We start from the raw sequence: 19,623 nt of genomic DNA, 5'->3' as shown, positions 1-19,623 counted from the left end.
GAATGAGAAAAATTCTTGGATATATTTCGTTCGTCTTGATTCTCGTTTCGTGTGGCATCAGCGGTAACAAATTCCGTCTTGAGGGCCGACTCAGAAACCTGAATCAAGGCGAATTCTATGTGTATAGTCCCGATGGAGGCATGACGGGCACCGATACCATCAAGGTGCGCGACGGACGTTTCTCTTACGAGAAAGCCGTGCAGGGCGATTATACCTTTATCATCATCTTCCCCAACTATAGCGAACTGCCCGTGTTTGCCACTCCAGGCACTTCGCTCAATATTAAAGGCGACGCTACCCATCTGAAGGAGATTACGGTGAAAGGGTCTAAGATCAACGAGCAGTTCACCGATCTGCGTTCACAACTCAACCGCCTCACACCGCCTGAAGAGCGTAAAGAGGTGGCAGACTATATCCGTAAGCATCCCGAATCGCCCATTAGCACTTATCTGATCAATCGCTATTTCGTCTTGACCATAGATGCCGATTTCGACCAAGCCGCCCAATTGGCAGCAGTGATGTTGAAGGCGCAACCCAACAATGCACGGTTGCTCACGCTGCGCCGCCAACTCGATGTACTGAAGAAGAGCCGTCAGGGTGCTGTCCTCCCTTCGTTTACCGCTACCGATCTTAAAGGTCGTCCCGTATCGAAAGCACAGCTCAATGGTAAGGTCAATGTGGTCAATGTCTGGGCAACATGGAGTTATCAGAGTGGCGACATACAGCGCCGTTTGCAGAAGCTCCAGAAGACCTACGGTTCAAAACTCGCCGTGGTGACACTCTGTCTCGATGGCAATATCAAAGACGTGCGCCACCGTGTAGATCGCGACTCCATCCCATGGCCTGTAGTGTGCGATGGTAAGATGTTCCATTCTCCCATGGTAACCCAGTTGGGCATATCCGCAGTCCCCGCCATGATTGTTGCCGACAATAGCGGACGTATAGTGGCACGCGACATAGAGCCCGAAAAGGTGGAACAGGAATTGGAGAGAAGATTGAAGTGAAGACTATGTGATTGTTGGGTGAAAAAATCAATATGGATATTGTTCATCAGTCTATGTAATATTAGTTGTCTTTTTTTAATTTATAGGACTATGAAAAGAATTTTATTTGTATTGCTGACCATGGTTGCCACACTTTCATTTAGAGAATTATTGATGATAGAAGCATAAACTTTATAGAAACCATCGTTTGATAATAAGAGCGTTTGTGTTAAGCCAAATGAGCAGAATTAAGCTTGCTTAAATTTTGCCATGGCGAGAGAAAGTGATATAAAATGGAAGGTTCGTTTGATATGGTCAGACGAACCTCTTTCTCTATATACGCGCGTACGCCTACGCACGCGCGACGTTACAAAAATCGACCACTCGACCACCATGACGGTATAACATCAAGCGAAACAGAATGTTATGCGGTGGTCGAATGCTTTTCTTTCAGGTGTTTTCGACCACACTTCGACCACCGGATTTCCATCTCTCATAACCATGAAACTGCTAAACGACCCACGTATATCAATGTATAAATAGGGTTAGTGAGGTTTATCAGCACTTTTTCAAACCTTGATAATATTTTTATCCAACGATGGATAACACCTTTATCCAATATTGGATAACACCTTTATCAAACGTTGGATAATACTTTTATCAAACGTTGGATAACATCTTTATCAAACGTTGGATAATATTCTTATCAAACATTGAAAAGACCTTTTTCAATCGTTAGACAATACTCTTGCCAATCGTTAGACAATACCCTTGCTAAACGTTGGCCAATACTTTTGCCAAGCATCTAAAACTCCTTGCCAAAACGTTATCAAAAAAAAACCAATCCATTTTATTGCTGAGCGACATTATATTTCTTTTGCAATTTACTCTGTAATTTTATCACCATTGTAGTTCTAAAATTGAAAAATTGTTGTATCTTTGCAGAAAATTAAACCAATGATAGTAAATAGGAAATGATAATACACCACATGAGTATGCTGAAAAGAACGATAGCGTTTATATTTTTTCTGTCAATCATAACCATATCCAGTGTTCAAGCACAGTCACAAGAGGCGCAAAGCAAGAAAGAAGTGCTCGTATTGAGTTCTTATTTCCAGGGATATGCATGGGCGGAAAACCTCGCCAGTGCCGTAGTTTCACGTTATGCAGTCAACAGACGGTTGACGGTAGAAGTGGAATTTCTTGACCTTGTAGCCCAGCGCGACAGCGTATTGATGCGGGAAAAAGCCGAATCTATCATGAACACCAATGATGCCACAGGCAAGGAAATAGTCATTCTGATAGGTGAGGAAGCATGGATTATGTATCGCACATTCATGAAAGGCGCATGGAAAGAGGTGCCTTGCGTTGCTGTTTTCTCTGGCGAATACACCTTCAGTGCCAAGGACTATGACAGTGGTAAGGAGTGTGTGGAAAGTATGAAGATACCACTGGAAGAGTCGCGTCGCGGCTTCAATGCCGCACTCATCACCGATCCCTATTCTATACACGAGACCATTGAATTGGCTTTACAACTCAAACCGAATACCAAGAATCTTGCCCTTGTCACTAATTCATGGCAGATAGGCTATCTTTCAAGATATAAAACGCGAAAAGTGTTGGAGCAATACCATCCCGACATCAATTTCATCGACCTCAACAATAGGCAGATGACTACTGCCGAGTTGCAAAACCGACTGATGACACTGCCCAAAAACACAACAGTAATCTTCGATTCGTGGATCAGTCAGAACCAGAATGCCACCCGTGCATTATATCCCGACAATGCCATGCGACAGATTGTGGGCCAGTTGACTGGCGATGCCGCTTTCGGACTTTACGATTTGGGCATCAGAGATGGCGCATTGGCAGGAGGCGTATATCCCACTTCCGACGAATTCATAGAGAAGTTGCAAGAAGTGCTTTCGAAGATAGAGAACGGCACACAACCCAAGGATATTCCTCTGATACAGCTCGACAATGCCAAACGATACCTCAATTACAACACGCTGAAAGCCTACGGAATACCCGAAGAACTCTATCCCGCTGATGCCGTTTACTACGGCAAACCCGTGAGTTTCTTAGAGCGCAACAAGGTGTATGTCATTATTGGCCTCATCATTATGGCATTCTTCCTGATAGTGTTATTCACCATAGCTGTCGTTGAACGCAAACTCAAGAAGAAAACCAAAGAACTGCTTGTCCTTACCAAAGAGAACGAAGCCGGCAAGACCCGCTTCATAGCCAATATGGGCAAACTCATCCGCAATCCGCTCCATGTCATCCAGATGTCTATCGACATGATTGATACGAACCATCTGAGCGAAGACGAGCGCAGGATGATGAAAATCATAGCCAACAACAAAACGCTGCTCATCAACCTCTTCGACGACATCATCGACCTCGGAAAGGCTGGTCTGAACGACTTCCAGTTGTATAGTTCCAATGTCAATGTGGAGACAACACTGTCAGATATTCACGAAACACAAGAGCAGTGTAACAACCTTGAGTTTACGCTGATACCTGCCGGACGGGAGCATTATGTCTATGCTGATCCCAAGCGTCTTTCGCAAGTACTGACATACGCCATACTCAATGCCGACTGTCGTAAGACCGAAGGGCAGGTGGAAGTGAAATGTGAGGGCGATGGCAAGCAGGTGAAAATCTGGGTGATGGCACATGCCAACTTCCAAGATAAAGACAAAACCGAACTGTTTGATGCCTTCAACGACAGGCAGCCCTGTGCACAGAGCGACCGAAGCAATCTCGAACTGCCCCTGTGCCACAAAATCATGGAAGCCATGGGTGGCACTATCACGCTGCAGAAACTTACCGACGGCAAATGGGCATTCCTCATAGAAATGAGCGAAAGTTCTCCGCTTAAGAGCAAGTAATCGAAGGTTTCTGTTCTATGAGACATGGTGCCGCCAGGTATCGTGCGATTTTATCGCGATAATGGGGCTGGATTTGAAAAAATGTTGTATCTTTGCACCACGCAAAAAAAGATGAAACAGATGAAAATACTTATTGTGAACGGTCCCAACCTTAATCTGCTCGGACAGCGCGAACCAGGCATCTACGGCACCTCGTCGTTTGAAAGTTATCTGCCTACGCTGCGGCAGCGTTATCCCGATGTGGAGATAGACTACTATCAGAGCAATGTAGAGGGAGAACTCATCAACCGCATGCAGCAAGATGGATTTACGGTAGATGGCATCGTGCTCAACGCCGGTGCATACACCCACACTTCTATAGCGCTGCACGACTGCATCAGGTCGCTGAAAAGTCCAGTGATAGAGGTACATATCTCCAATGTGCATCAGCGCGAACCATTCCGCCACCATTCCTATCTCTCGCCAGCCTGTCGCGGAGTGATCTGTGGTTTCGGACTCGACTCCTACCGTCTGGCTATTGAAGCACTCATCGGATGACGCTCGACAACTATATATTGACCCATTCAGACCCAGAGCCCGACTATCTCTATAAGCTTTGGCGTGCTACCAATATCCATCTGCTCCATGGACGCATGGCATCGGGTCACCTCCAGGGCAGACTGCTGAAGATGTTGGTCGGCATGATACGCCCCAAGAATGTGCTTGAGGTGGGTACGTTTAGTGGCTATAGCGCCTTGTCAATGGCTGAAGGACTGGAAGATGGCGGACATCTCTACACTTTCGAAATCAACGACGAGCAAGAGGACTTTACCCGTCCGTGGATAGAACAGTCGCCATGGGCTGACCGCATCACCTTTCTCATTGGCGATGCCATTACCGAAGCGCCCCGACTCGGCGTCAGCTTCGACCTTGCTTTCATAGATGGCGACAAGCGCACATATCGCGAAACCTACGAAATGGCACTCTCGGTGGTGCGCAAGGGTGGCTTTATCCTTGCCGATAACACCCTGTGGGACGGTCATGTGGTGGATCCTTCCTACGGGAAAGACCAGCAAACCCAAGGCATCGTCTCTTTCAACGACTATGTCAGACAGGACTCCCGTGTGGAGCGTGTCATCCTCCCGCTGCGCGACGGACTGACCCTGATTCGCAAACTATAGGCGGCGAACACAGGCTTGCCTGCGGTTTCGCCCTTTCGCCAAAACTCTGTAGAAAGAGGCAGAAACGGCAACCTTTTTGTATTCTGCTCACTTAATCGTACCTTTGACCTTACGGTCTTAGGTACTGCCGTTCGAGAATAAAAAAGAAATTTAATTTTTCTTTTTGTATTCTGCTCACTTAATCGTACCTTTGATGCTTCGCATCTTAGGTACTGTCGTTCGAGAATAAAAAAGAAATTTAATTTTTCTTTTTGTATTCTGCTCACTTAATCGTACCTTTGACCTTACGGTCTTAGGTACTGTCGTTCGAGAATAAAAAAGAAATTTAATTTTTCTTTTTGTATTCTGCTCACTTAATCGTACCTTTGCAGTACGAATTTAACTAGAACAAATCATCACACTTATGAAAACAAATTATGAAATTCGTTATGCAGCGCATCCCGAAGATGCAAAAAGCTATGACACTAAACGAATCCGACGCGATTTCCTAATTGAAAAAGTATTCGCCCAAGACGAGGTGAATATGGTTTATTCTATGTATGATCGCATGGTCGTAGGTGGAGCAATGCCTGTCAACGAGCCACTAAAACTCGAAGCCATCGATCCGCTGAAAGCTCCTTTCTTCACTACACGACGTGAAGTGGGTATCTTTAACGTGGGTGGAGCCGGAACCGTAAAGGTGGGCGACGAAACCTTCGAACTCGACTATAAGGAGGCACTCTACATCGGAAGTGGCGACCGTGACGTGGTGTTTGAATCGAAAGATGCTAAGCAGCCTGCGAAATTCTACTTCAACTCTACTACCGCACACAAGCAATATCCTTGCAAGAAAGTAACTAAAAAGGATGCGGTAGTGGCTCACATGGGTGCACTCGAAACTTCTAACGAGCGTGATATCAATAAGATGCTCGTCAATCAAGTGTTGCCTACTTGTCAACTGCAAATGGGTATGACTGAACTCGCACCCGGTTCTGTATGGAATACCATGCCTGCTCACGTGCACTCAAGACGTATGGAAGCATACTTCTACTTTGAGATTCCCGAAGATCAGGCCGTTTGCCACTTCATGGGCGAAGTGGAAGAGACACGCCACCTCTGGATGAAAGGCGACCAAGCTGTGCTCTCGCCAGAATGGAGCATACACTCAGCTGCTGCCACACACAACTATACTTTCATCTGGGGTATGGGCGGCGAAAACCTCGACTATGGTGACCAAGACTTCTCACTCATTACTGATCTGAAATAAAACATAAGTATATGACAAATCTATTTTCATTGGAGGGCAAAGTAGCCCTCGTTACCGGTGCTGCCTATGGTATCGGATTTTCTATCGCGGAAGCCTATGCTAAGGCTGGTGCAAAAATTGCTTTCAACTGCCGCAAGCAGGAACACCTTGATAAAGCTCTTGCCGACTATAAGGATAAGGGTATTGAGGCTCACGGATACATCTGTGACGTGACCGATGAAGAGCAGGTGAAAGCTATGGTTAGCGACATCGAAAAGAAGTTGGGCGTTATCGATATTCTCGTCAACAACGCTGGAATCATCAAGCGAATCCCCATGACAGAAATGTCGGTAGAAGACTTCCGACAGGTGATTGACATCGACCTCAACGCTCCTTTCATCGTATCAAAAGCAGTATTGCCAGGCATGATTAAGAAGGGACATGGTAAGATTATCAATATCTGTTCTATGATGTCGGAACTCGGAAGAGAAACCGTTTCGGCATACGCAGCGGCTAAGGGCGGACTGAAAATGCTCACACGCAACATCTGCTCGGAGTTTGGTGAATACAATATCCAGTGTAACGGACTCGGTCCAGGATATATCGCAACACCACAAACCGCACCCTTGCGCGAACGTCAGGCAGACGGTAGCCGCCATCCATTCGACAGCTTTATCTGCGCCAAAACACCTGCAGGACGCTGGCTCGAACCTGAAGAACTCATGGGACCTGCTGTCTTCCTCGCTTCAGACGCATCAAATGCTGTCAACGGACATATTCTCTATGTGGATGGAGGTATTCTGGCATATATCGGAAAACAGCCCTGATGTCAGAAACTGATACTTATCAGCCCAAAAAGGAAACGACTGAAAAAAGAATGGGGACTCCAAAACGGAGTCCCCTATTCTTTGTTGGGCCTAAAGACACAGATTACTTGTTGATAGCCTCTGCAAACTCAGCACCAGCCTTGAACTTGGCAACCTTCTTTGCAGCGATGGTGATCTTCTCACCTGAACGGGGGTTGATACCCTCGCGAGCGGGCTTCTCAGCAACGGCGAAAGTACCGAAACCTACGAGCTGAACTTTATCACCTGCGGCGAGAGCGGCCTTAATTACGGATACGGTGGCCTCAAGGGCTTTCTTAGAGTCAGCCTTTGTCAATTCTGCCTCGGCTGCAATCTTGTCAATCAATTCTGTCTTGTTCATAATTCTGATTTTTTTGATAAATTATTAATAGTTTTTGTCGGTTCTTATTTAATTTCTTGGCAAATATAGGGGAAAGTATTCAAAAAACAAACAAAAAATCAAAAAAAGTGAGTTTTTTACTAAAAAAAACCGCTTACAAGGCACTTTTCATGCCGAAACAGCAAGATTTTTAGTAATTTTGCGACCGAAAAGAAATAACAAGAGCTTACATATAATAAAACGAAGGAACAACACGATGAATAATATACCAAGTATTACAAAGAACCTGCTCATCATCAATGTACTGGCATTCTTTGCCACATGGGTGTTTGAAAAACAAGGCCTCGATCTCACAGCAACATTCGGTTTGCATTTCTTCATGGCCAAAGACTTTTCGTTCTACCAACTCGTCACATACTTGTTTATGCACGGTTCGTTCATGCATCTATTCTTCAACATGTTTGCAGTATGGATGTTTGGAACCGTTATGGAACGAGTTTGGGGACCAAAACGATTCCTTATCTACTATCTTGTATGTGGAATAGGAGCAGGTATCATACAGGAAGGTGTGCAATACATCAACTATGCCAACGAAAACCTTGCGGCATACGATTTCGTAATGACATCGTCAGGAAGAATTACAACCGAAGCGTACCTTAATCTGTGGACCACAGTAGGAGCGTCGGGAGCCGTCTATGCCATTCTGTTGGCATTCGGTATGACATTCCCCAACGAGAGAATGTTTATCATTCCATTCCCATTCCCCATCAAAGCGAAATGGCTCATCGGGGGATATATCGTGATAGAAGTGTGGTCGGCATTGAATACTCCGGGCGACGGAATAGCACACATGGCACATCTTGGTGGTATGCTCTTCGGATTTCTGCTCATACGCTACTGGCGGAAACATCCGAACATTGAACAGAGATTTAATGGCCAAAACGGTTTCTTCCAACAGATGAAGAAACAATATGAGAATAAGCGCCGCAACACCTTCCACTATCAGCCTTCTACCGAAACACCACGTTGGGAGGAACATAAAGAAAAGGAAGAAGACAGCGCACGGCAGGCAGAAATAGACGCTATACTCGACAAAATCAGAAAAAGCGGATATGACAGTCTGACTAAAGAGGAAAAGAAGAAACTGTTTGAACAAAGCAATAGAAATTGATTAAGCGACTCAAACAGTTCACTATAAAGATGGTAGCAGGCGCCAATATGGCGCTGGTACTCATCATGCTGGCCGTGGGATTCTCTGATAGACTCAATCCTGCCGACCATCCGGTATTGTCGTGCGTTGGAATGACATTCCCTATCTTGCTACTCATCAACTTGTGTTTCCTCTTCTTCTGGCTCACATTCAAGTGGAGAATGGTGTGGATCCCTATCCTCGGATATGTTGCAACATATATTCCCATCAGCACCTATATGCCACTCAATATGCAATTTACAGATCCTGATGAAGGTGCAATAAAACTCATTTCATATAACGTATGCACCTATGGGGGCAACTATAAATATGAAGATGGATTTGGGACCGTGTGCCAATATCTGCATGATGAACAGCCAGATATCGTCTGTCTGCAAGAAGATGTGGATACGTGGAGAAGATATGCATTTAAAGAATTTCAGAAGACATTTGCCTATAACGATACTGTTCACTTCAATCCAGGACCTGCCATCAATGGAGTTGGCATACATACCAAGTTTCCCATCATACGAAAAGAACGAATCAACTATCGCTCAGAGGCCAATGGCAGTGTGGCTTGGTATCTGCAAGTGGGAAACGATACACTATTGGTAATCAATAACCACTTCGAAGGAACACACCTCTCTACAGAAGACCGACATAACTACCAGAACATCATTAAAGGCAATATCAAGGGACAAGAGGCCAAACATGAATCAAAAAAACTGCTCATCACACTGGCGGAATCATCGGCAAGGCGTGCTCCGCAGATTGATGCAGTATGTCAATACGTGGAAGAACATAAGCAGTATCCTATCATACTCTGCGGAGACTTCAACGACAACCCCATTTCCTACTCGCGCCACAAAGTATCTACAGTACTCAAAGACTGCTTCACCACAACAGGAAAAGGACTCGGATGGTCGTACAATCAAAAAGGATTTTACTTCCGCATAGACCACATTTTCTGTTCCAACGATATACAACCATACAACTGCAAGATAGACAATAAAATAGATGCCAGCGACCATTATCCCATAGTCTGTTGGCTTAAAATCAACGGAAAACCTTGAAAAATACACGTTTTTCAGCGAGAAATTTCGCTAAGTGAAGAAAAATAAGTATATTTGCAAACTATTTGGGAAAAAATATACAAAATAAAATAAAACAATAAAAAAATGCAAAACAAAGGAATCGTAAAATTCATCGCACTGGTTCTGATACTCGTGTGTATCTTCTACCTCTCCTTCTCCTTCGTGACACGCTACCATGAGAATAAGGCAGCGGCCATGACTGAAGAGAAAGGCCAGGAGTATCTCGACTCTATCATGAACGAGAAAGTGTACTGCGGAATCTACTCTTTCAAGCAGTGCCGCGAAATGGAAATCGGCCTCGGACTTGACCTGAAGGGCGGTATGAACGTGATTCTTGAGGTTTCAGTGCCAGACGTTGTTGACGTACTCGCTGACCACAAGACAGACGTTGCCTACAAAAAGGCCATGGAAGAAGCTAAAAAAGAAGAGGAAACAAGTCAGGAAGACTTTATAACACTCTTCGTGAAACATTGGAAAAAAGAAGGAAACGGTCGTCCACTCGCAGCCATCTTTGCTACACAGCAGATGAAAGGCAAAGTGAGCACCAGCAGCAGCGATGCTGAAGTTGAACGCGCACTGCGCACTGAAGTGCAGTCTGCTGTGGACAACTCATTCAATGTGGTACGCAACCGTATCGATAAATTCGGCGTGGTACAGCCTAACATCCAGAAACTGGAAGGACAAAGCGGACGAATCATGGTTGAAATGCCTGGTATCAAAGAGCCAGAGCGCGTGCGCAAATTGTTGCAAGGTAGTGCAAACTTGGAGTTCTGGGAGACCTACAACACCAAGGAAATCGTACCATTGCTGAGCCAGCTCAATCAGAAATATGCCGTAACAGGTGGTGCTGCTGAGGCAGAAGCCGACACAACAGCTACCGATACTACTGCAAATGCAAAGGCCGCAACCAACGATTTGGCAGCAAAGCTCAATGCTGGAAAAGCTAATGCAAGCAAAGAAGAAGCAAAGGCTATTGCTGCTGCAAAGAAGCAGAACCCACTCTTCTCTGTACTCCAGCCCATGCAGGGTGATGGTCTTGCCATCGTAGGTTACGCTAATGCACGCGATACTGCAGAGGTCAACAAGATTATCTATTCTGATATTGCCAACCAAGTGTTGCCTGCTGAGTGCAAACTCCGTTGGGGTGCTAAAGCTGAAGACTTTGGTGGACAGAATACTCGTGGTGATATCTTCGCTCTCTACGCATTGAAAGTGACTGAGCCAAACGGACGCGCTCCACTGGAAGGTGACGTTATCACCGGGGCTAAAGATGAGTTCGACCAGATGGGTCACCCATCGGTTTCTATGCAGATGAACTCTGACGGTGCACGCCGCTGGTCACAGATTACCAAGCAGAATATCGGTCGTGCTGTTGCCATCGTACTTGACGATGCCGTATATAGCGCACCGCGTATCCTTACACAGATTGACGGTGGAAACTCTTCTATCACTGGTAACTTCACAATTGAAGATACTAAAGACCTTGCCAACACCCTCAACTCAGGTAAAATGCCTGCTCCTACACGTATCGTACAGGAAGAGGTCGTAGGTCCTTCACTCGGTGCACAGTCTATTCAGCAGGGCGCTATCTCATTCGTTGTAGCTTTCGTACTGCTGATGATTTATATGGTAATGCTCTATGGATTCATTCCTGGAATGCTCGCAAATATTGCATTGCTCTTCAACCTCTTCTTCACACTTGGTATCTTGACGTCATTCCAAGCTGCCCTGACCATGCCGGGTATTGCCGGTATCGTGCTCACATTGGGTACTGCAGTGGATGCCAACGTGCTTATCTATGAGCGCACGAAGGAAGAACTCCGCAAGGGACATACCGTGAAAGAAGCACTCAACCTCGGTTACTCGAATGCCTTCTCGGCCATCTTCGACTCTAACTTCACTTCGTTGATTACTGGTATCATCCTCTACGTATTCGGAACAGGTCCTATCAGAGGCTTCGCTACTACTTTGATCATCGGTATCTGTGTATCATTCTTCACCGCTGTATTCATGACACGTCTGGTTTATGACGGCAAGATGAAGAAGGATAAGTGGCAGAATCTCACTTTCACCACCGCTTATTCACGCAACATGATGCAGAATACCAAGTTCAACTTCATGGGTGCATATAAGAAGTCATTCACCATCTGGGCTGTTGTGGCAGTTCTGTTCTGCATAAGCTTCGCTGTTCGCGGACTTAGCAAGAGTATCGACTTCACCGGTGGTCGAAACTACGTGGTAACACTCGACAAGTCTGTACCTGTTGAGCAGGTACGCACTACATTGGCTGGCGCATTCGTCAACACCGTTGGTGAGAACGCAGGCAAAGAGGCAAACACCAGCGTTATCGCACTCGGTACTGATGGAAAAACAGTTCGTGTTTCTACCAACTGGGATATCGAATCAAACAATCCTCAGGTGGACGACAAGGCTGAAACTATTCTTTATAACTCATTGAAGAAGGCTGGACTGGTTAGTCAGGAGAGCGTTGAAGACTTTAAGAACCCGGATATCCGCAAGGGTGGTTCTATCATTAGCTCATCAAAGGTTGGTCCTTCTGTTGCTAAGGATATTACTCACGGTGCTATCATCTCCGTATTCATCGCCTTGATTGCCATCTTCCTCTACATCTTGCTGCGTTTCCGCAACCTTGCTTACTCTGTAGGTGCTACTGTAGCATTGGCACTCGATGCCCTTATCGTTATAGGAATGTACTCGGTATGCTGGGGCATTCTCCCCATGTCGTTGGAGATTGACCAAACCTTCATCGGTGCTATCCTGACCGTTATCGGTTACTCTATCAACGATAAGGTGGTGGTATTCGACCGTGTACGTGAGAACCACAGCCTCTATGCAAAGCGCGATTTGCAGTCATTGTTTAATGGTTCGCTCAACCAGACACTGGCCCGTACCATCAACACCTCTGTGACTACATTGATCGTATTGCTGTGTATCTTCGTTCTCGGAGGCGACAGTATCCGTTCATTCTCATTCGCAATGTTGCTGGGTGTAATCTTCGGAACGCTATCGTCTATCTTCATAGCTGCTCCTACTGCATTCCTTGTAATGGGTAAGACCATCCGTGAAGATAATGCCGGAGAAGCAAAAGCATAAGGATAAGGATACACCTTATTAATATATATAGCGAGCCCGCTTCCACATGGAAACGGGCTCGCTTTTTCAATTCATCAATAGGAAAGAAGGTCGAACGAGAACTGATATCGTAGTTTCGAAACCACTACAACCGTCTTTGTCGAGAACGTCACTCGAATAGAGTGAGTACGTCTGATGTATGGGATAGTGCAGTTTCTTTCCGCAGTTGATAGAGAACTTTACTCGAAATAATAAAGGAAGGCGGCAATACCCTCAAGGGCTGGTTTGCGCTGTCCCTCAATTTCAATCTTGAACTTAATTTCAGCCTTACAGATACCGCGAAGGTTTTGAATAGCATGAAGAGTAGTGACAAGGCGCACGCGACTGCCGGTGATAACAGGTTGGCCGAAGCGCATGTCAGTCATGCCGTAGTTGACCAACATCTTGATATTGTTGACTTCAATAATCTGATCCCACATGTATGGCAACAGACTTAACGTCAAGTAACCATGAGCAATGGTGCTCTTGTAAGGACTCTCCTCTTTTGCGCGCTTTACGTCCACGTGTATCCACTGGTGGTCGAGTGTAGCATCAGCAAAGAGATTGATGCGATCTTGATCTACTTGCAACCAATCGGAAGCACCTAATTCCTCGCCCAGATGGGCGGCAAACTCGTCATACGAGTTGATGACTAATTTTCCCATAATATCAATATTTGTATTAGAAATATGCTACAAAGGTACTCAAAAATAATCATATTACAATTATATTTCGTACCTTTGTGGTCGCATTTCGGCTGCCCTGATAGTTAAATGGATATAACAAGGCTCTCCTAAAGCTTAGTTCCGAGTTCGATTCTCGGTCGGGGTACTATCGAATCTACTACTAAGCATAAGGCGATGATGACTAATATAGAAATAAAGAAAGTAACCACACGTCAGGAATTGAAACAGTTTGTGCAGTTTTACTACGAGATGTATCGTGAGTGTAAGCAGGCTGTTCCGTTTCTTTATTCCGAAGAGATGAATACTTTGCGACATGACTGTAATACGGCGTTCGAATGTTGCGAGGCGGAATACTATCTTGCTATGCGAGACGGGAAGGTTGTGGGACGCGTTGCAGCCATCATCAACCATCGGGCTAATGAGCGATGGAACCGCAAGGAGGTGCGTTTCGGATGGTTCGACTTCATCGATGATGCTTGCGTGAGCCGTGCACTGATGGATGCTGTCATGCAGTGGGGACGCCAGAAAGGCATGAATGAAATAGCTGGGCCACTCGGATTTACTGATATGGATCGTGAAGGTATGCTGATTGAAGGATTCGATGAAGATGCCACGATGTATATCAACTACAACTACCCTTATTATATAAAACATATGGAGCAGTTGGAAGGATTTGTCAAAGACAATGACTATATGGAATATCGGGTGAAAGTGCCTGAAGTGGTGCCTGAGAAATTCCATAAAATTGCCCAGATGATACGCAAGCGCTACAATCTTCAAATACATAAATTTACAAGAAAGGAACTTGTTGAAGGAGGTAAAGGACGTGAAGTATTTGATATTATCAATGCCACTTACAAGGACCTTTATGGTTACAGCCAACTCTCAGAGAAGCAGATTGACCAGCTTGTGGAACAGTATATTAAGATTGCGGACTTGAAATTGGTGACCAGTATTGAGGATTGGAACACTCCTGATCATCGAATGATAGGATTCGGAATAGCTTTCCCTTCGTTTACTAAAGCACTTCGCCAAACGCGTGATGGGCGTATGTTACCATTCGGTTGGTGGCATCTTTTGCGTGCATTGAAGTGGCATAAGACGGATACTGCCGACCTTTTGCTTATCGGCGTGCTACCAGAATATCGTGCCAAGGGTGCCAATTCGCTCATTTTTGACGACCTCATTCAGCAGATTCAACGCTATGGCTTCAAGTGGGCAGAGGCTATGCCACAGATGGAAACCAATGAGAATGTGCGCAGCCAATGGCAGTATCTTGATGCCAGACAGCACCGTAGGCATCGTTGCTATCGTAAACAACTTGTATAAGTATAGGGTTTTCTTTTTAGAAAACTTACAAATGGGGAATTTTTCAAAAGTTTCCCATTTGTGTTTTATAACTTATTGTGTTTTAGCGATTTGACATTTATTAACACAACAAAAGTTGTCCAAAACGAAAATCTTATAAAATTTATTTGTATCTTTGCAAACGGAAAATAACAACCCAATAACCAATTCATAATTCCAAAAGTTATAAAAGCATGATACAGACAGTAGTAAAGCGCGACGGACGCATCGTGGGATTTAACGAGCAAAAGATTATGGCCGCTATTCGCAAGGCTATGATCAGTACAGAGAAAGGTGAAGATGATAGCCTTCTACAGACTATTACAGACCGCATTGCCGCACGTGGCAGTGCTCAGATGACGGTAGAGCAGATTCAGGACTCGGTAGAAATGGAGCTTATGAAGAGTTCGAGAAAGGATGTTGCACAGCGCTACATTGCCTATCGCAACCAACGTTCCATTGCCCGTAAGGCTAAGACTCGCGACGTGTTCCTTGATATTGTCAACATCAAGAACAACGACGTGACACGTGAAAATGCCAATATGAATGCCGACACCCCTGCCGGTATGATGATGAAGTTTGCATCTGAAACCACTAAACCCTTTGTCGATGACTATTTGCTCTCACCTGAGAGCCGCGATGCCGTGGAGCACAACTATCTGCACATCCACGACAAGGACTACTATCCCACGAAGTCCCTCACCTGCTGTCAGCATCCTCTCGACAATATTCTCACTAAAGGTTTTGTTGCCGGACATGGCGCCAGCCGTCCTGCTAAGCGCATTGAGACTGCTGCCGTACTGGCTTGTATCTCTCTGGAATGTGCACAAAACGAAATGCATGGCGGACAGGCTATTCCTGCCTTCGATTTCTATTTGGCTCCATACGTACGCCTATCGTATATAGAGGAACTGAAAGCGCTCGAAGATTTGTATGGTGAGAGTTTTGCAGACCTGTATCATGAGCCGCTGATTGACTATCTAAAGCAGGATCTTGATGGTTTGAAGGGTAAAGACCGTGTGCGTCAGCATGCTATCAACAAAACTGTCAGTCGCGTACATCAGGCTATGGAAGCTTTTATTCACAACATGAACACCATTCACTCACGTGGTGGTAATCAGGTTGTGTTCTCAAGTATCAACTATGGAACCGATACTTCGGCTGAAGGTCGTTGCATCATGCGTGAATTGCTCAACTCTACTTATCAGGGTGTGGGTAATGGCGAGACTGCCATCTTCCCAATCCAAATATGGAAAAAGAAGCGTGGTGTCAACTATCTGCCACAAGATCCTAACTACGATTTGTATCAGCTGGCATGTAAAGTGACCGCTCGTCGTTTCTTCCCCAACTTCCTCAACCTCGATGCTACCTTTAACCAAAGTGATGCATGGCGTGCCGATGACCCCAAGCGCTATATGAACGAGGTTGCCACTATGGGTTGCCGCACTCGTGTATTCGAGAACCGTTTCGGTCCAAAGACCTCTGTTGGTCGTGGTAATTTGTCGTTCTCAACCATCAATATCGTGCGTATTGCCATCGAATGTATGGATGTGAAAGATCAGGAGGCTCGTATCGCCAAGTTCTTAGCAAAACTCGATGAAGAGTTGGAAATAGCTGCTAAGCAACTCGATGAGCGTTATCAGTTCCAGAAAACCGCTTTTGTTAAACAGTTCCCACTGTTGATGAAGAGTCTTTGGATTGGTGCAGACAAACTGAATTCTGATGATACTATTGAGAGCGTCATCAACCAAGGCACCCTTGGTATTGGTTTCATCGGCTTGGCAGAATGTCTTGTAGCACTGACAGGAAAGCATCATGGCGAGAGCGAAGAGTCTCAGAAACTGGGTCTGAAGATTGTGGGTTACATGCGTGACCGCGTCAATGATTTCTCTGAGCGCTATCAGCACAACTACTCTGTTCTTGCTACTCCTGCAGAAGGCCTTAGTGGTAAATTCACCAAGAAGGACCGCGCTGAGTTCGGATCAATCCCCGGTGTGACCGATCGTGATTATTATACCAATTCTAACCACGTGCCCGTTTATTATAAATGTTCAGCCCGTCACAAAGCAGAAGTAGAGGCTCCATACCACGAAATGACTCGTGGTGGTCACATCTTCTATGTTGAAATCGACGGTGATGCCACCCACAACCCACAGGTTATCATGAATGTTGTAGATATGATGGACCAGTTGAATATGGGTTACGGTTCGGTGAACCACAATCGTAACCGTTGCATGGACTGCGGATATGAGAATGCCGATTCACACCTGGAAGTATGTCCTAAGTGCGGTAGCAAGCATATTGATAAGTTGCAGCGCATCACCGGTTACCTCGTAGGAACTACCGATCGTTGGAATCACGGCAAACTATGCGAGTTGAATGATCGTGTGACCCATATCGAAGGTTCGCAACAGCAGAATCTTTTCGACGAGAAATAATCCATCAGCAACATAATTGTTGGATTGATTTCTACGAAACAAACAGTCAATCACTCATGATACAAGTACTTGATATCATAGAAGACACAATGGTAGATGGTCCGGGTTTCCGGACCTCTATCTATTGTGCCGGTTGTTATCACGAATGTCCTGGTTGTCACAATCCTCAGTCCTGGAATCCAGAAGGTGGACATCCGATGACCACTGACGAGGTGATGAAAATCATTGTAGCCGACCCTTATGCCAACGTAACATTCTCAGGAGGTGACCCCCTGTATCAGGCAGAAGGCTTTACCGAGTTGGCTCGTGCCATTCGTAGCCAGACTCAAAAGACCATTTGGTGTTATACCGGTTTTACCTTTGAGGCCATCGTGAAGATACCGCGTTATCGGCAGTTACTCGATGAAATAGACGTTTTGGTTGATGGTCCCTTTGTGAAATCCTTGCGCGACGAAGACCTCCTTTTTCGTGGAAGCAGCAACCAGCGCCTTGTTGATGTACCAGCATCACTTGCCAAAGGAGAGGTGGTGGAATTTCATCCCGACGTCGAAGTATAATGTCCTTAGACACAAATTAAAACCTTGGCGACTTTGCTGAGTTTCTGTTGTTACTATAATACTTAGTTGACGATATATCGAAAGAAACTTGTTTCTCTGCAAGACGATGTCAGAAACCACCATCTTTAATAAACTGGCTCAAATATCGTTGGGGCGTGATTATTAAGTGCGCCAAGCAGAAACGCTTGCTTACGTACTTTGTTTTCCTTAATCTATCAGTCATGGCTATAGGTTGTCTTTGCCTCTATCAACATAGAGGCATGCAAATGGACGAAACCAACCAAATCTAGTATAAAATTGTAATCAAGACCAGAAAGGACAAAAGCATTGGCGTGAAGTTGACTCCAAACTGCCTTGGAAATACCAACGTTTTCGTTAAGCCAAATGAGCAGAAGCGAACTCGTTCGAGTTCTGCCATGGCGAGAAAATGTGCCATGAAATGGAACGTTTTCGTTAAGCCAGATGAGCAGAATTAAACTTTCCGATTAAGTGAGCGAAAAATCAAGCTCGCTTGAAGTTTTCCGAACGTGAGGAAAGTCAACGAAGTTAAGCTCGCTTTAGTTCTGCCATGGCGAGAAAAGGTGCCATGTAATGGAACGCTATCATCAAGAAATGGAAATCAGCGGAATCAGTAATCCCTATGATTGTTCGCCATAATGTAAAGTTATAGGATGTGCAACGTGATATCATTGTAAAGTAATATTCTTGTGTTTGGCAAAATGATGGGGATGAGGGTCTTTGTGTGGTTTTGGGTGATGGTTTCATTTTATGGCACATTTTCTTGCCAAATCAGAGCTCAAGTGCACTTAATTCTGCTCTCTGACTTTACGAAAACAGGGTGTTAGGCCTACTATTGAGGCCGTGAAGGTTTGTGTTTAGGTGCTGGTGAGGGGTTGTTTAGGACGGGTAGGGTGTGTCTTTGGTGGTTGTTGGACAGTATGGTGGCGAGATGTTTTTAAAGCCTGTGAGGGGCTTTCGTGGTGGGTGGAATGTGCAGAATGGGTGGAAAAGGCTTGATTCGCCATGAGAATGCCCTAAGTGGGGCTGAAAGTGCTGCTTTCTGCCTCGGAAGAAGTAGGGTAAGGGGCAGTATGCTGTTTTGGGGTTGCAGAAGGGTATTCTACCAGCCATGACGGTGGCAAATCGTCGAGTTGCCGATAGTTTCTCGTCGGCATCTCGATCGACATTCGTTGCTCTTTCGTTCGTTTTTTGCTTGTTCCTCGTTCGGTTCTCGATAGGTCTTCGATAGACTAACGAATAACGAACGAGAGACGAACGAGAGACGAACGAGGACCTAACGAGAAGTCAACGGGAACCGAACGAGAAGCGAACGGGAAACCCTTGTCTCTCTGTCGGGACCAGATAGTGTGTTGAATTACTTGTTTTGTAAACATAAACAGCATTTTGGTTGTAAATTATTTATTTGACTTTTTGGTTTGAAGGTTTCTTTCTTGTTTTTTGAAATCATCCTCGGCTTGAAATACAAATATACAACATGGCACCCCCGGAATGCAAGAGTTTTGGCACATTATGCATAGAGATTTAATTATATTTAACGCTAATATAGATAATTTCACTTAAAATTATTAAACACGCACACGGATTGCACTCTAAGTTTGCAGAAGAATGCGACGCAGTCGCATAAATGTTAAATAATCAAGGTAAAACTATGATTGCTAAAGACAGTTTCGTACCTTTGTTGTAAAAAGGTAGAATCGGTCTGTCGAAGAGGT

The 19,623-nt window shown here is 45.1% G+C and carries 14 protein-coding genes and 1 tRNA gene; 13 read left to right on the top strand and 2 right to left on the bottom strand.

What is annotated here, in order from left to right:
- Positions 1-2: 2 nt before the first annotated feature.
- The 6 genes from CIK96_RS10475 to CIK96_RS10450 all read left to right on the top strand — a co-directional run bounded on the left by CIK96_RS10475 (position 3) and on the right by CIK96_RS10450 (position 7,089).
- Entirely contained in the window at positions 3-1,004 is a 1,002-nt protein-coding gene (locus tag CIK96_RS10475) for a TlpA disulfide reductase family protein (RefSeq protein WP_094440545.1), read from the top strand.
- 974 nt (positions 1,005-1,978) lie between these two features.
- Positions 1,979-3,877, top strand: coding sequence for a HAMP domain-containing sensor histidine kinase (locus tag CIK96_RS10470; protein WP_144007518.1), 1,899 nt, complete (start codon positions 1,979-1,981; stop codon positions 3,875-3,877).
- A gap of 120 nt (positions 3,878-3,997) precedes the next feature.
- Positions 3,998-4,414 carry a type II 3-dehydroquinate dehydratase gene (aroQ, locus tag CIK96_RS10465; RefSeq protein ID WP_094389881.1) on the top strand — a complete coding sequence of 139 codons (417 nt, stop codon included), beginning with the start codon at positions 3,998-4,000 and terminating at the stop codon, positions 4,412-4,414.
- Positions 4,411-5,037: an O-methyltransferase gene (locus CIK96_RS10460; RefSeq protein WP_094389857.1), complete on the top strand. Its 627-nt coding sequence runs from the start codon at positions 4,411-4,413 to the stop codon at positions 5,035-5,037. Before aroQ ends, CIK96_RS10460 begins: the two co-directional genes overlap by 4 nt.
- A 403-nt stretch (positions 5,038-5,440) precedes the next feature.
- Positions 5,441-6,283: a 5-dehydro-4-deoxy-D-glucuronate isomerase gene (gene kduI / locus CIK96_RS10455; protein ID WP_094434024.1), complete on the top strand. Its 843-nt coding sequence runs from the start codon at positions 5,441-5,443 to the stop codon at positions 6,281-6,283.
- Between the two features lie 11 nt (positions 6,284-6,294).
- Positions 6,295-7,089 (top strand): gluconate 5-dehydrogenase, encoded by a 795-nt coding sequence (locus CIK96_RS10450; RefSeq protein ID WP_094440543.1) that lies wholly within the window; start codon positions 6,295-6,297, stop codon positions 7,087-7,089.
- Between the two features lie 103 nt (positions 7,090-7,192).
- Here CIK96_RS10450 and CIK96_RS10445 read toward each other — a convergent pair whose 3' ends face one another.
- Complete coding sequence (locus tag CIK96_RS10445; protein WP_094440542.1) at positions 7,193-7,468, bottom strand: HU family DNA-binding protein; 276 nt, start codon at positions 7,466-7,468, stop codon at positions 7,193-7,195.
- Positions 7,469-7,703: 235 nt separating this feature from the next.
- Here CIK96_RS10445 and CIK96_RS10440 point away from each other — a divergent pair, with 235 nt between their 5' ends.
- The 3 genes from CIK96_RS10440 (at position 7,704) to secDF (ending at position 12,844) form a co-directional block, all read left to right on the top strand.
- A complete protein-coding gene (locus CIK96_RS10440) occupies positions 7,704-8,618 on the top strand; it encodes a rhomboid family intramembrane serine protease (protein ID WP_094434022.1) in 915 nt (304 codons plus the stop codon).
- Positions 8,615-9,709 carry an endonuclease/exonuclease/phosphatase family protein gene (locus CIK96_RS10435; RefSeq protein ID WP_094434021.1) on the top strand — a complete coding sequence of 365 codons (1,095 nt, stop codon included), beginning with the start codon at positions 8,615-8,617 and terminating at the stop codon, positions 9,707-9,709. Before CIK96_RS10440 ends, CIK96_RS10435 begins: the two co-directional genes overlap by 4 nt.
- A 105-nt stretch (positions 9,710-9,814) precedes the next feature.
- On the top strand, positions 9,815-12,844 hold the full coding sequence (gene secDF / locus CIK96_RS10430) for a protein translocase subunit SecDF (RefSeq protein WP_094389851.1): 3,030 nt from the start codon (positions 9,815-9,817) through the stop codon (positions 12,842-12,844).
- A 218-nt stretch (positions 12,845-13,062) separates the two neighbouring features.
- On the opposite strand, the gene CIK96_RS10425 is transcribed toward secDF, so the two are convergent.
- On the bottom strand, positions 13,063-13,527 hold the full coding sequence (locus CIK96_RS10425) for a MaoC family dehydratase (protein ID WP_094389850.1): 465 nt from the start codon (positions 13,525-13,527) through the stop codon (positions 13,063-13,065).
- A gap of 94 nt (positions 13,528-13,621) precedes the next feature.
- Here CIK96_RS10425 and CIK96_RS10420 point away from each other — a divergent pair.
- The 4 genes from CIK96_RS10420 to nrdG all read left to right on the top strand — a co-directional run bounded on the left by CIK96_RS10420 (position 13,622) and on the right by nrdG (position 17,890).
- Positions 13,622-13,693 (top strand) — tRNA-Arg (locus CIK96_RS10420).
- A 29-nt stretch (positions 13,694-13,722) separates the two neighbouring features.
- Positions 13,723-14,877, top strand: coding sequence for an N-acetyltransferase (locus tag CIK96_RS10415; RefSeq protein ID WP_094389849.1), 1,155 nt, complete (start codon positions 13,723-13,725; stop codon positions 14,875-14,877).
- 212 nt (positions 14,878-15,089) lie between these two features.
- Entirely contained in the window at positions 15,090-17,333 is a 2,244-nt protein-coding gene (locus CIK96_RS10410) for an anaerobic ribonucleoside triphosphate reductase (RefSeq protein ID WP_094440541.1), read from the top strand.
- Between the two features lie 56 nt (positions 17,334-17,389).
- Entirely contained in the window at positions 17,390-17,890 is a 501-nt protein-coding gene (gene nrdG, locus CIK96_RS10405) for an anaerobic ribonucleoside-triphosphate reductase activating protein (protein ID WP_094440540.1), read from the top strand.
- Positions 17,891-19,623: the final 1,733 nt, after the last annotated feature.

The organism is Prevotella sp. P4-98, assembly GCF_002251405.1.
Taxonomy (GTDB): Bacteria; Bacteroidota; Bacteroidia; order Bacteroidales; family Bacteroidaceae; genus Prevotella.
The sequence above is the reverse complement of the archived record's forward strand: the minus strand, read 5'-3'. Positions and strand labels throughout refer to the sequence as shown.

Excerpts from the sequence above, each read along its gene's own strand:
- CIK96_RS10475 (WP_094440545.1), top strand. The coding sequence starts at position 3 with ATGAGAAAAATTCTTGGATATATTTCGTTCGTCTTGATTCTCGTTTCG.
- CIK96_RS10470 (WP_144007518.1), top strand. The coding sequence starts at position 1,979 with ATGCTGAAAAGAACGATAGCGTTTATATTTTTTCTGTCAATCATAACC.
- aroQ (WP_094389881.1), top strand. The coding sequence starts at position 3,998 with ATGAAAATACTTATTGTGAACGGTCCCAACCTTAATCTGCTCGGACAG.
- CIK96_RS10460 (WP_094389857.1), top strand. The coding sequence starts at position 4,411 with ATGACGCTCGACAACTATATATTGACCCATTCAGACCCAGAGCCCGAC.
- kduI (WP_094434024.1), top strand. The coding sequence starts at position 5,441 with ATGAAAACAAATTATGAAATTCGTTATGCAGCGCATCCCGAAGATGCA.
- CIK96_RS10450 (WP_094440543.1), top strand. The coding sequence starts at position 6,295 with ATGACAAATCTATTTTCATTGGAGGGCAAAGTAGCCCTCGTTACCGGT.
- CIK96_RS10445 (WP_094440542.1), bottom strand. The coding sequence starts at position 7,468 with ATGAACAAGACAGAATTGATTGACAAGATTGCAGCCGAGGCAGAATTG.
- CIK96_RS10440 (WP_094434022.1), top strand. The coding sequence starts at position 7,704 with ATGAATAATATACCAAGTATTACAAAGAACCTGCTCATCATCAATGTA.
- secDF (WP_094389851.1), top strand. The coding sequence starts at position 9,815 with ATGCAAAACAAAGGAATCGTAAAATTCATCGCACTGGTTCTGATACTC.
- CIK96_RS10425 (WP_094389850.1), bottom strand. The coding sequence starts at position 13,527 with ATGGGAAAATTAGTCATCAACTCGTATGACGAGTTTGCCGCCCATCTG.
- CIK96_RS10415 (WP_094389849.1), top strand. The coding sequence starts at position 13,723 with ATGATGACTAATATAGAAATAAAGAAAGTAACCACACGTCAGGAATTG.
- CIK96_RS10410 (WP_094440541.1), top strand. The coding sequence starts at position 15,090 with ATGATACAGACAGTAGTAAAGCGCGACGGACGCATCGTGGGATTTAAC.
- nrdG (WP_094440540.1), top strand. The coding sequence starts at position 17,390 with ATGATACAAGTACTTGATATCATAGAAGACACAATGGTAGATGGTCCG.